The organism is Nostoc sp. C96 (assembly GCF_059384975.1).
Genome location: NZ_CM182020.1, coordinates 4,178,272 through 4,190,016 on the forward strand (window position 1 = coordinate 4,178,272; position 11,745 = coordinate 4,190,016).

An 11,745-nucleotide genomic window follows, 5' to 3' on the forward strand; every position below is an offset into this window, starting at 1 on the left:
GAAATGCCTATACCATTTGGGATTTCAGATTGTAAAACAGTTGTTGTCTAAACTTTTGAGCAATTCATCTGTTGCAATCATTGGGCAAATTGGTACTAAAAAATTAACCCTAAATAGTTAACTATTGTTAAAAATTAGGGTTTTAGATTCTGCTTTGTGGTGATGGCTGTGGTGCTGACACTGCTAGTGGGATATTTTTCCAAATTATTAAAGAACACATGACTTTTTGGTTTCTCCTCCTACTGGGACTAGCTACTTATCTGATGGTGCAACGCAGTGCTATTGGCATTACACGCACACCTGTTTGGTTATTATGGCTAGTGTTAATGACACCAGCATTACTATTGACGGGATGGACAGTAAGATATGGAATCAAACAACCTCCGCCACCGTCATTAATTATTGGGTCTTCTATTGTTTGTCTTTTGTTATACTGGCTGTTGTTTCAATGGGGGCGAACAGCACCAACAAATAAGCAAACTGAACCCCAAGCTCCTAAATTAGAATCGGCTATCCATCCTACCGCAGAACCAGTGCCAGTGCGTCCCATTGAACCTACCGAAGAAAGCCAGCTACGAAATTGTTTTCCCTGGTCTGTATACTATATTCAAAATCTTGAGTATCGACCCCAAGCTATTATCTGTCGAGGGCAGTTAAGAACGACACCCCAGCAAGCTTACCAGCGAATTAAAGCCAACATTGAATCACAATTTGGCGATCGCTTTTTAGTTATCTTTCAAGAAGGGCTGAATGGCAAACCTTTCTTTGTGTTAGTACCTAATGCACAGTCGGCTTCAGCCGTCAATAAAAACAAACCAGAAAAGTTAACTAGACCAGGAATAGCACTTCTATTACTAATTACAACTATTTTGACTACCACCTTTGTGGGAGCGAGAATTGCTGGTGTTGACCTCACAACCTTGAAGGCTGATCCAAATGTTTTCTTAGAAGGATTGCCATATTCCTTGGGGTTAATCACAATTTTAGGCATTCACGAACTTGGTCATTACTTGACAGCTAAGTTCTACAAAATTCGTTCAACTCTGCCGTATTTTATCCCCATGCCTTTTTTCTTGGGGACTTTCGGCGCATTTATTCAAATGCGTAGTCCAATTCCTCACCGTAAAGCTTTATTTGATGTCAGTATTGCTGGGCCAATTGCCGGATTTATCGCAACATTACCGATTTTAATTTGGGGTTTAGCTCATTCTGAGATAGTTCCTTTAACTGACAAAACAGGAATTCTCAATCCAGATGCACTGAATCCGAAATATTCAATTTTATTAGCATTACTTTCCAAAGTGGCTTTGGGTAGTCAGTTAACGGCTAAATCTGCTATTGATTTGCATCCCTTAGCTGTGGCTGGTTTTTTAGGATTAATTGTCACAGCCTTGAATTTAATGCCCGTAGGACAACTAGATGGTGGTCATATTGTTCATGCTATGTTTGGGCAACGCACAGCGATAGTAATTGGTCAAATAGCTCGCTTGTTACTGCTATTACTTTCTTTGGTACAGTCAGAATTTTTTGTCTGGGCGATAATTTTATTATTTATGCCTTTGATTGATGAACCTGCCTTGAACGATGTCACTGAATTGGATAATGGACGTGACATTTTAGGATTAATGGCGATGGCTTTATTAATTATCATTATTTTGCCATTACCACAGGCGATCGCTAACTTACTGCAAATTTAGGATAGTAGGGAGAAGGTAGGGAAGATTCTCCTACCTCCTATATCTGTTAAGAAGCTGAATTACTAACTTCAGCTGCTTTTGCCGCTGCTGGACTACCACCCATACGAATTTCCGAAGTAAAGGAAGCCATACTAAAACCGCCAAAGCGTTTAAGAATACTGACGCGCATTCTTAAATTGGGACTGGCAAACCACAAACGTTCTTCTGACCACATGGTTTCGTACTCTGTGGTTAAGGTTAATGCGTCATCGCTACCCATCTTATAGCGCCCGGCGACAGGGGCTTTTTCTGCATAACCCATTTCGCGGAGTAACTTACCTTCACTGGGATTATCAGCATCGGGTATAGTAACTAACACAGTCGAACCTGTGTGTTTCTCTTCATCCCATTCCATTGTGCCGTTCCAAGTAACTCTCGCACCACAGGAAGCTTCACTGGGGTTGACTTCGTACTGCTGACATAGTTGAATCACTTCTGGATGATCTGCTGCCAACATCTCAATTACAATATCTGACTTGCCATCTTCAGACTGTTTAAATGCTAAATGGTGGCTAGTACGGTGAGAAAACCATTTACCAGCACTTAACTCAAAAAACTCTTCAATATTCATAAATGAAATTACCCTGCATCAAAATACTAAAAGTCCCTCTTATTATTAAAAGGTAGCAGGAGAAGGAAATTTTATGCTTGCTTGCCTTTTTCTTCAATTCGCTTGAGGCAGATTCTTGCGGCTTCAGAAACGTTGGGATGACTATCTTTCTCTAAATATTTTAAAGCCGAGATACTCTTAGGCGTGGGCAGATTTCCTAGGGCTTCTACCAGCCGTTGTCTAACTAGCCAATCATCCGATTGAGCAAATTTGAGAATATTATCAACTGCTGCTAAGTCGCCAATTTCCCCAAGTGCAGAAATTGCAGCTTCTTGTAAAACCGCTTCCTTACTATCCAAAGCCTGCAAGAGAATTTCACGAGCGCGTGGGTCTTTAAGATTACCTAAAGCCACAGCTGCACTAAATCGGACTAACCAATCAGTATCTTCATAAAATGCTCTGGCTAGTGCCTCAAAAGCTCTGACATCACCTAAATATCCCAATGCACCAGCAGCATCTGCACGAATGCCATAATCGGGGTCTGTTTGCAAAATTCTGACTAAGATTGCATAACATTCATCAGTTTGCTTGATTCCCAAGGCAAAGATGGCCATAGAGCGCAGTTGCAAAGAATCGTCATCCAACACCTTTTTAATTAAAGGTACTGCATCTTCAGCCGGGACATCGCGCAGACTGGCAAGTGCAACCATGCGATCGCGTAAATTTGAACTTTCTAACTGAGCAGAAATTTCCTGTAAGGGTAGAGCTGCCATTTATGATTAACGCGCTTTCTTTACTTATCTTTACTTTACCTGATTTACCAATTAGACTGCTGTCAAACTCAGATGTAGCTTTGGCGTAATTCCCGAATTTTCCCATAACCTCAGAATGGGTGTAATACGGTTTCACTTTAAGTTTGAGACAAATATGCAGGAGAACAGACAGAAAAAATTTACTTTCGCTATGTGCGATTTATCTCAGTAATACAAATAATTTATTATACTTGGCTGATTGCATAACTCTCAGGGTGACACGTTGTAAAAAATACAATATATATGAGTTATGCAACAATTGTGAAATACATGAATTTAGCAGTCTTGATCATCAGTATTTTAGTTACTATTTGTTATAATCAAATTTTTCAATATAGAGCATCTTTAGCAGAACCTATTTTAATGTTGAATGAAGAATCTAGTTTATATTTAGTAGCCAAAACCAATCATATTTCATTTATAGAACAAGAAGTAATTAAAGAAACTAATAAAGTTAGACAAAATCCCAAGGCATATATTCCCATTTTAGAAAATTATAAAAAACAGTTTCAGGGGAAAAAGCTGAGACTGTCACAAAATTCTTTTTTAATTACTCAAGAAGGAAGCAAAGCTGTTGATGAGGCGATCGCATTTCTCAAATCAGCACGTCCTGTCGGCGCGTTAAGTGTATCTAGAGGGATGTCTTTAGCAGCAAAAGCTCATGTAAAAGACCAAGGGGATAAAGGCAATACAGGTCATTATGGTAGTGATGGTAGTAGTCCTTTTGAGCGCATTAATCGCTATGGTAAATGGCAGATAACTGCGGCTGAAAATATTAGTTATGGCCCTAATACAGCCCAAGATATTGTCATGCAATTAATTATTGATGATGGAGTAACATCACGCGGACATCGCAAAAACATCTTTAACTCTGCATTTAAAGTTAGTGGCGTTGCTTACGGAAATCATAAAACTTACAAAACTATCTGCGTAATTAACTATGCTGGTGGTTTTCAAGAGAAAACAACTGAGATTGGCAAACCTCTCTCAACAATGTTACAAAAAAATTAGGTTAGGATTACAGTCAAATATTAATTTATAGTTCAGTGATTTCACTAAGTCTTTTTTTCTATAAATGTATCTTAATGAAGTGATAAAAAAAGCATCTTGAGGTAAGTCAAATTAGCCTTACCTCATAAAATAGGTATTTACACTGTGTAAAATACTATACATTTAAATTTACTCTAGATATTTGAGAAAGTATGAAAGTGAAAGCAAGTGACTACAAGTAGAATTTTTCAGCATTCAATCCAGGATATGAGATTTTGAGGAAGAGCAATGCCAGGAAATGAGTGGGAGAAAATACGTCACCTATTGGTTGTCCAAGACTTGCAAGGACAAAGAACTATCCCACTTCAAGAAACCACTTATTCCATTGGTCGAGATTCGAGAAACGCGATCGTGCTGCGTTCTCGTTCAGTATCTAGACAACATGCGATTTTACTACGGGTCACGCTTCCAGAAACTGACCAGTATGGCTTTCGGATTATTGATGGTAACTTCAAGGGTAAATCCAGTACCAATGGCTTATATGTAAATGGGATGAAATGCGTCTCCCATAATCTTCAACATGGAGACGTAATTGCCTTTGGCAATAATCAAGTCCAGGCTAAATACTATGCAATTTCTTATATTTCCGAAAAGGCTTTTGCAGAAAGTGGGGATATTGAAAACATATCTGATTTTCTATTAGAACAGGCGAATGTTGCCAATCCGTTTCAAACTTTGATTGTTGATCCTAATTTTGAAGCGGCCAGTGAAACGGCTTTAGCACGCCTAGCATCTTTCCCTGAACTCATCCCCAACCCAATTATCGAGATGGATTTAGGGGGAACAATTACATATCTCAATCCAGCCGCATCGGTGAAATTTCCGAAGATTCGAGAAATTGGTAACAAGCATCCTGTGCTGACAGGATTACTCAATGCGGTAGAGGATAGAAAGATAAATTCTTTTTCCCGCGAGATCACAGTTGAGCAGGAAGTTTTTGAACAATGTATCCATTACTTACCTGAAAGTGACTTAATTAGAACTTTTATCGTCAGGGATATTACAGAGCAGAAGCAAGCCGAAGCTGAATTACGCCAACGCGATCGCCTATTACAGGCAGTAGCCGAAGCTGCAAATTACTTGCTAGTGGAAATGAATTACGAAACTGGCATAGATAAAGCTCTAGCTGTTTTAGGAGAAGCGGCGAAGACTGATCGCGCCTATTTATTTAAAAACCATCTCCACTTAGATACAGGAGAAATGGCTCTCAGCCTACAATTTGAATGGACACGAACTAACTTTACCGCCGCTCGCACCCACTGGCAAAATCAACTTTATCAATCTTCGGAACTGGCGCGTTGGTATGCAACTCTTTCCTGCGGACAATCTATTAGCGGTACTATCCAAGAATTTCCCATAGCTGAACAAAAGCTCCTGGATAGGGATGGCATTAAATCTTTACTTTTAGTTCCCTTACGACTAGAAGATGAGTTTTGGGGTTGCCTTGGTTTAGCAGACTGTTCTCAAGAGCGTCTGTGGTCAAGGCATGAAGAATCAACTTTATTGACAATGGCGGCTAGTATTAGCGGTGCTTGGCAGCGTCAACAAGTAGAGGAAAAAATTCGCTATCAAGCACTCCACGATATGCTGACTGGATTACCCAACCGTTTACTATTCAATGAACTGTTGGCTAAAGCTCTACCAAACGCAACCCGCAATCGTGAAAGTTTAGCGGTCATGTTTCTCGATTTAGATCGCTTTAAAGTGATTAATGATACTTTAGGTCATACATTGGGAGACGAATTATTACAAATTGTGGCGCAAAGGCTAAAAGAATCTCTGCGAGAAGGAGATACTGTGGCACGTTGGGGAGGAGATGAATTTACAATCTTGCTTCCACGAGTTAATTATCTAGACGAGGTAGACCAAGTAGCTCAAAGAATCTTGCAAGCCTTACAAAAGATGTTTTGTTTTGATGGACATGAACTTTATATCAGTGCCAGCATTGGCATTGCTTTGTTTGATGAACACAGCCATAATCCAGAAATTCTGATTCAACATGCAGATGCAGCTTTATATCATGCCAAAGATTTAGGCCGAAATAATTATCAGTTTTATACAACTACCCTCAGTGCCAAAACTCCAGAACTGCTAAATTTAGAAAAAAGCTTGCGCTATGCCGTGGAACGGGAAGAATTAATCGTATATTATCAGCCCCGTGTAAATATCTTGACAGGACAAATCACTGGGATGGAGGCTTTAGTACGCTGGCAAAACCCAGAGATGGGTCTAATAGCGCCAAATGTGTTTATTCCTCTAGCTGAAGAAAGTGGATTAATTATTCCCATTGGTGAATGGGTATTACGAGCAGCTTGTCTGCAAAATAAAGCTTGGCAACAAGCAGGATTGCCGCCTTTAACTGTGGCTGTGAATCTTTCACCTAAACAGTTTCGCCAATCTACATTGGTAGAAGATGTAGCCAGAATTCTCACAGAGACAGAATTAGATGCCAAGTTTTTAGAATTGGAAATTACGGAATCAACAGCGATCGCCGATTTAGAATTTACCAGAAATGTTTTACATAATTTAGAACAAATGGGTGTTCACCTTTCCATCGATGACTTTGGGACAGGCCACTCTTCGCTTTCACGCCTGCAACTTCTCCCACTGCACAACCTGAAAATTGATCGCTCTTTTATTCAAGAGTTAACCACAGATGTGCGAGTAGCTCATATTGTGAAGGCAATTGTCACCTTGGGACGTAACTTAGGCCTAAGACTCACCGCTGAAGGTGTAGAAAAGCAAGAAGAACTAGATTTTTTGAAATCTATTCACTGTGAAGATGTACAAGGCTATTTGTTCTATAAACCGCTTCCTGCGGAAAAAGCTACAGAAGTTCTGCAAAACAAACAAACTTCTGCTTTAGAGATGAAAAATTGAAGTCAAGGCAAAATACATACATTTCAGAGTATCTCGTGATATTGTTTCTGCCAGAATAGCAATCTAGTGGGTAAATTGGGATATATATCCAGAAAATTTTTCTGTTTAAACCTAACCCACACATCGGAATGAGAGAACATTATCGAGATTTCTTAATTCGTAACTGGGAGAAGGGCGATCGCACCAGAGCGGCCGCAGTGATCAGTTATGTATTATCAGAATACGGTTTGGGTTGGGAACCCAAAGGTGCTGACCGAGATGTGTTGCAAGTAGAAGAATGTTACTTAGCAACAGGCGGCGAGTTTTGGGTTATTGAACACCAAAGCCAAATAGTCGGTACTGGGGCTTATTACCCCATCAGTCGGGGAGAAAAAGCTGTGGAAATCCGCAAAATGTATCTTTTACCCAGCGTCAGAGGTATAGGATTGGGCAAATATTTGTTACAACAGCTAGAAGCCGCAATTGCTACCCGTGGTTTTCAGCAAATTTGGATTGAAACCGCCAGCATATTAGTAGAAGCAGTCAAGTTATACGAAAGCAGTGGTTATCTACCAGAAATAGGTGTGGAAACTGCACGGTGCGATCGCGTGTATGTTAAATATCTAGGCTAATTCTCTATGCCCAGTTGGACTCATAATCTTCAAGGTTTGCTCAACCTATTTTTACAATCTCATTGTCCTTTGTGTCAGCGAAATACATCTGATACTTTGTGTCAATACTGTGCTAGACAATTACAAAATTGTGGTCAGAAAAATCCTTGTGCATCATGGCAAGGTGCAGTACCGATTTTTGGTTGGGGTGTATATGGTGGTAGCCTAAAACGAGCGATCGCTGTGATGAAGTATGAAAACCAGCCAAATATTGCTCGGATGTTAGGTGTATGGTTAGGCGAAGCATGGTTATTACACTCGCCTCAGCCTCATACTCAACTTTTAGTCGTCCCCATACCCATGCACCCGCAAAAGCAAAAGCAACGTGGTTACAATCAAGCGGCGTTAATTGCCGAAAGCTTTTGCCAAATAACTAAGTTAAAATTAAACCCCAACGGTTTAGAAAGAGTACGAGAAACTCAAGCACAGTTTGGTTTATCTGTGTCTGAACGCGAAAAAAACTTAGCTGAAGCTTTTGTAGTTGGTAAAAAGTTTCGCGATCGCTGTCCCAGTACTTCAGTATTGTTAGTAGATGATATTTACACTACTGGCGCTACCACCAAATCTGCCGTACAAATACTTCATCAGTCTGGAATTAAAGTTTTGGGGTTAGCGGCAGTTGCGATCGCCATCAAAGACCAACATACTAGTTCATAGGCGAGTCATCTCTGACAAATCTATAATTAAGCGAATACCTTGTGTGACAACACTGCCGGAGATTATGAGTAAAGCTTTTACAGCAGGTTTAAGAAGATTCATCATTGTTCCTACTACTTTTCTGGCAATTGGTATCAGTACAACAGCAGCATTAGCTCAAAGTAAGTTGTACAGTCCAATTCCTTTAACTAATCTCACTGAACTTTCTGATACACTCTCAGAAAAAGATATCCCCACAGGACAGGGTGGATTTGCCCGTGACTACACAGTTAAATTGAATAAAGGTGATAATCTGGCGGTTGATTTATCTTCGGAAAACTTTGACTGTATCATTACCCTGTTAGCACCAGATGGCTCAACCGTGGCCGAAAACGATGACGGCCCCGATGGTACTAGCAACTCTCTACTATTTACCCGCATCAACGAAACAGGAATATATATTATTCGTGTTCGGTCTTTTGGGGAAACTGGAGTGGGTAACTTTAAACTGAAGGTGACAAAACTGCAACCAATTAAGTAAAGTGCTGAGTAGTTAGATTGCCCTTTTGTTTCACTAAAAGACAGTTAACACACAGAGCAATAAGGCTTCTGTCCACTCTACGACTGCGCCGTAGGTATCACCTGTGTGTCCTCCTAATTTGTAATTAAACCATAGGCCTGTGAGCCAAGCGATCGCACTTCCGGCAAGTATCATTGCTAGTGCCAGAAAGAGGTTTTGGCTATCTATCAACCACAGTAAACCACTCAAACTTAATAACAACAGCAGTCCGGGAATAATATCTTTGTAGGAACGAATGGCTTCTTTATGAAATGCACCTTTACCAGTCGGTTTCAGGTAAGGATATCGCAATATGGCTAGTTGTTGTCCCCAGCGCCCCCAACCACAAGCAGCGATTAATATTAACCAACGGTGAGCTTCAATGTCTGTTAAAGCTGCTGTTTTTAATAATACTATGGCGATCGCTGCCATTGCCCCAAAAGCCCCTGTAGCGCTATCTGCCATGACTTCTAGTCGTTTTTCTGGATTTCCCACAGCTAAACCATCAGCTGTATCCATTGCACCATCTAAGTGTAATCCACCTGTCAAAGCTATCCAAGCACACACAACTAAAGCACTGCGAGTTAATACTGGTATACCCAAATAAAACATACCAGTGTCACACAGCCCTAAAATTCCTCCAATGAGTAACCCAACTATTGGAGCAAAGCGAGAAACTCCCCGAAAATCTAAGCCATGAATATAGGGCAAAGGAATAACACTGTAAAATATTACACTTGCAATTAGAGTATCCAGAGGTGATTTCCACCACTGAGAAAACTTAGTCATATTAGTTACATTTTTTTAATAGCTATTTCAGGGATAATATTGATTACTGTGGTACAACCACTAGTAGAAAAGTTTAAAGCTTTGGATAAGATAGCTATTAGTTTACAGACTCTTCTAAAAAATTTTGCTATGCTGGACTCGTAGAGCTAATTTTTTAGCTCAATATAATAACATAAAAAAACAAATTTAACAAGGTAATACTAGCAAAAAATTTTGTGTATTCATTAGCTAGTAAATTAGATCGAGAGTATTGAAGCGATCGCACCACAAAATTGATATTTTTTAAATGTAGGGAACTAATTAAGCTATTCATTTAATATTTTTAGCTGTGTTCTCGCCTTTTCTCACTCCTTAAATTTCCTATGAGTCATCATCTACCCGACACCAGGATACCTGCTCCGTGCATTGTTGACACGGGCGTGATTGTGAATAAGCTCGATATGCGGCGATTACTTTCTGATTTAGGTCGAGTTCACTACATATACACCCACGGAGAAAAGGTAGTGAGCGAGGGTGAAGGAGATGTCATAGAAGTATTCGCTAATCCGCAACGTTCTACCTTAGTGGCTAACAGCGCGCTTTATTTGAATGTTTATAGTTTTGATTACATAGAACTGAAACAGTCCTCGCCACAAGAAACCTGTTTCGATTTGATGCAAGAAGGTATGTGTTTACGGCTCATTCCCCTTACTACCCCTTTACAAGAACGTCGAGAGAAAACCTTCAACGTCAGCGCGATTGAAGCAATGATGGAACAAGTTCTCTCTGCCAAATGGGATGCAGAAATTGATGATGACTGCTCTGATTCGTTTTAGAATTGTCATCTGTCATTAGTCATCTGTCATTAGTAGCGGCACAAAGTTTTGCGCTCCTATAAACCAAGACTATTAATAATTGCTATAACCAAGGACAAAGGACAAATGACAATCATTTAGTGAAATCGTCTAATCTTTTACCTTGACCAAGAATTTTTCTTTTCAATCCTTAGCTCGTTGTAGCCAAACAAAAGCTAGAGCCGGGATATTCTTAACGCCCCACGGTGTTGTGGAAACCCCAAGATTTATGCCTGTGGGGACACTGGCTAATGTCAAAACAGTCACCCCCGCCCAGTTAAAAGATACTGGCGCACAGATGGTATTGTCAAACACATACCATCTCCATCTGCAACCAGGAGAAGCAATTGTAGCTGGCGGTGGTGGGTTACATAAGTTTATGGGCTGGGATGGGCCGATGCTCACTGATTCTGGTGGTTTTCAAGTATTCAGCTTGAGCGAGATGCGAAAAATTACTGAAGAAGGTGTAACCTTTCGCTCACCCCATGATGGACAGATTATCAATTTAACACCAGAGCGTTCTATAGAAATTCAGAATACTTTGGGGGCGGATGTCATCATGGCCTTTGATGAATGTCCGCCTTACCCCGCAACGCGCCAAGAAGTAGAAACAGCTACTGAGCGAACTTACCGTTGGCTAGAACGTTGTATAGCAGCACATCAACGCCAAGATCAGGCCTTATTTGGGATTGTACAAGGGGGAGTGTATTTAGATTTGCGTTCTCAGGCGGCTGTGGCGTTAGCTAAGTTAGATTTGCCTGGATATGCTATTGGTGGTGTGAGTGTGGGAGAACCCGCAGAATTGATGGCGCAGATTGTCCAAGCCACTGCACCACTGTTACCACCAGAAAAGCCCCGCTATTTGATGGGTGTGGGGACTTATCGAGAAATGGCGATCGCGATCGCTTCTGGGATAGATTTATTTGATTGCGTTATCCCGACTCGTTGGGCGAGACATGGTACAGCAATGGTGCAAGGCGAACGCTGGAATTTAAAAAATGCTAAATTTCGTGAAGATTTTGCACCATTGGATGAAACTTGCCATTGTTATGCGTGTCAAAATTTTAGTCGGGCATATATTTCTCATTTGGTGCGATCGCAAGAAATTTTAGCCTACACCTTACTCAGCATTCACAATATCACCGAACTGATTCGGTTTACCCAAAAGATTCGCCAAGCAATATTGAACGATTCCTTTTTGGCAGAATTTGGTCATTGGCTAAACTCGTCGGACACTGGAGAATAAGGTT

The 11,745-nt window shown here is 40.5% G+C and carries 11 protein-coding genes; 8 read left to right on the top strand and 3 right to left on the bottom strand.

What is annotated here, in order from left to right:
- Positions 1–218: 218 nt before the first annotated feature.
- The gene (locus AC504W_RS17900) at positions 219–1,697 is read left to right on the top strand and encodes a site-2 protease family protein (protein WP_494873604.1); all 1,479 of its coding nucleotides are present in this window, start codon (positions 219–221) and stop codon (positions 1,695–1,697) included.
- A 46-nt stretch (positions 1,698–1,743) separates the two neighbouring features.
- Here the strand turns inward: AC504W_RS17900 and AC504W_RS17905 are convergent, their stop codons facing one another.
- Both AC504W_RS17905 and AC504W_RS17910 read right to left on the bottom strand, forming a co-directional pair.
- Complete coding sequence (locus AC504W_RS17905; RefSeq protein ID WP_494873605.1) at positions 1,744–2,307, bottom strand: phycobiliprotein lyase; 564 nt, start codon at positions 2,305–2,307, stop codon at positions 1,744–1,746.
- Between the two features lie 71 nt (positions 2,308–2,378).
- The gene (locus tag AC504W_RS17910; protein WP_096578573.1) at positions 2,379–3,059 is read right to left on the bottom strand and encodes a HEAT repeat domain-containing protein; all 681 of its coding nucleotides are present in this window, start codon (positions 3,057–3,059) and stop codon (positions 2,379–2,381) included.
- 282 nt (positions 3,060–3,341) lie between these two features.
- Between AC504W_RS17910 and AC504W_RS17915 the strand changes: the two genes are divergently transcribed.
- The 5 genes from AC504W_RS17915 (at position 3,342) to AC504W_RS17935 (ending at position 8,855) form a co-directional block, all read left to right on the top strand.
- Positions 3,342–4,109 (top strand): CAP domain-containing protein, encoded by a 768-nt coding sequence (locus tag AC504W_RS17915; protein ID WP_494873606.1) that lies wholly within the window; start codon positions 3,342–3,344, stop codon positions 4,107–4,109.
- A 267-nt stretch (positions 4,110–4,376) separates the two neighbouring features.
- A complete protein-coding gene (locus tag AC504W_RS17920; protein ID WP_494873607.1) occupies positions 4,377–7,028 on the top strand; it encodes an EAL domain-containing protein in 2,652 nt (883 codons plus the stop codon).
- Positions 7,029–7,156: 128 nt separating this feature from the next.
- Positions 7,157–7,639: a GNAT family N-acetyltransferase gene (locus AC504W_RS17925; protein WP_494873608.1), complete on the top strand. Its 483-nt coding sequence runs from the start codon at positions 7,157–7,159 to the stop codon at positions 7,637–7,639.
- 6 nt (positions 7,640–7,645) lie between these two features.
- Positions 7,646–8,335: a ComF family protein gene (locus AC504W_RS17930; protein WP_494873609.1), complete on the top strand. Its 690-nt coding sequence runs from the start codon at positions 7,646–7,648 to the stop codon at positions 8,333–8,335.
- A gap of 64 nt (positions 8,336–8,399) precedes the next feature.
- Complete coding sequence (locus tag AC504W_RS17935; RefSeq protein ID WP_096578581.1) at positions 8,400–8,855, top strand: PPC domain-containing protein; 456 nt, start codon at positions 8,400–8,402, stop codon at positions 8,853–8,855.
- 33 nt (positions 8,856–8,888) lie between these two features.
- Here the strand turns inward: AC504W_RS17935 and cobS are convergent, their stop codons facing one another.
- On the bottom strand, positions 8,889–9,662 hold the full coding sequence (gene cobS / locus AC504W_RS17940) for an adenosylcobinamide-GDP ribazoletransferase (protein WP_494873610.1): 774 nt from the start codon (positions 9,660–9,662) through the stop codon (positions 8,889–8,891).
- Positions 9,663–10,024: 362 nt separating this feature from the next.
- Here cobS and AC504W_RS17945 point away from each other — a divergent pair, with 362 nt between their 5' ends.
- Positions 10,025–10,477, top strand: a complete 453-nt coding sequence (locus AC504W_RS17945) for a hypothetical protein (protein ID WP_096578585.1) — start codon at positions 10,025–10,027, stop codon at positions 10,475–10,477.
- 142 nt (positions 10,478–10,619) lie between these two features.
- Complete coding sequence (tgt, locus tag AC504W_RS17950) at positions 10,620–11,741, top strand: tRNA guanosine(34) transglycosylase Tgt (RefSeq protein ID WP_494873611.1); 1,122 nt, start codon at positions 10,620–10,622, stop codon at positions 11,739–11,741.
- Positions 11,742–11,745: the final 4 nt, after the last annotated feature.

Bases quoted from the DNA above. Each gene is read 5' to 3' on its own strand.
- AC504W_RS17900 (WP_494873604.1), top strand. From the start codon at position 219: ATGACTTTTTGGTTTCTCCTCCTACTGGGACTAGCTACTTATCTGATG.
- AC504W_RS17905 (WP_494873605.1), bottom strand. From the start codon at position 2,307: ATGAATATTGAAGAGTTTTTTGAGTTAAGTGCTGGTAAATGGTTTTCT.
- AC504W_RS17910 (WP_096578573.1), bottom strand. From the start codon at position 3,059: ATGGCAGCTCTACCCTTACAGGAAATTTCTGCTCAGTTAGAAAGTTCA.
- AC504W_RS17915 (WP_494873606.1), top strand. From the start codon at position 3,342: ATGAGTTATGCAACAATTGTGAAATACATGAATTTAGCAGTCTTGATC.
- AC504W_RS17920 (WP_494873607.1), top strand. From the start codon at position 4,377: ATGCCAGGAAATGAGTGGGAGAAAATACGTCACCTATTGGTTGTCCAA.
- AC504W_RS17925 (WP_494873608.1), top strand. From the start codon at position 7,157: ATGAGAGAACATTATCGAGATTTCTTAATTCGTAACTGGGAGAAGGGC.
- AC504W_RS17930 (WP_494873609.1), top strand. From the start codon at position 7,646: ATGCCCAGTTGGACTCATAATCTTCAAGGTTTGCTCAACCTATTTTTA.
- AC504W_RS17935 (WP_096578581.1), top strand. From the start codon at position 8,400: ATGAGTAAAGCTTTTACAGCAGGTTTAAGAAGATTCATCATTGTTCCT.
- cobS (WP_494873610.1), bottom strand. From the start codon at position 9,662: ATGACTAAGTTTTCTCAGTGGTGGAAATCACCTCTGGATACTCTAATT.
- AC504W_RS17945 (WP_096578585.1), top strand. From the start codon at position 10,025: ATGAGTCATCATCTACCCGACACCAGGATACCTGCTCCGTGCATTGTT.